At 53.7% G+C, this 307-nt stretch carries 1 rRNA gene; it reads right to left on the bottom strand.

Annotated elements, in window-relative coordinates:
• Window positions 1-307: ribosomal RNA gene (locus tag ACJ5GX_RS07960) — 16S ribosomal RNA — on the bottom strand; the annotation flags it as partial.

Below are 307 nucleotides of genomic sequence, written 5' to 3' on the forward strand. Positions count from 1 at the left end.
GCAGTCTCCTTTGAGTTCCCGACCGAATCGCTGGCAACAAAGGATAAGGGTTGCGCTCGTTGCGGGACTTAACCCAACATTTCACAACACGAGCTGACGACAGCCATGCAGCACCTGTCTCAGAGTTCCCGAAGGCACCAAAGCATCTCTGCTAAGTTCTCTGGAGGTCAAGAGTAGGTAAGGTTCTTCGCGTTGCATCGAATTAAACCACATGCTCCACCGCTTGTGCGGGCCCCCGTCAATTCATTTGAGTTTTAACCTTGCGGCCGTACTCCCCAGGCGGTCGACTTAACGCGTTAGCTCCGGA

This window comes from Wolbachia endosymbiont of Tuta absoluta (assembly GCF_059414725.1).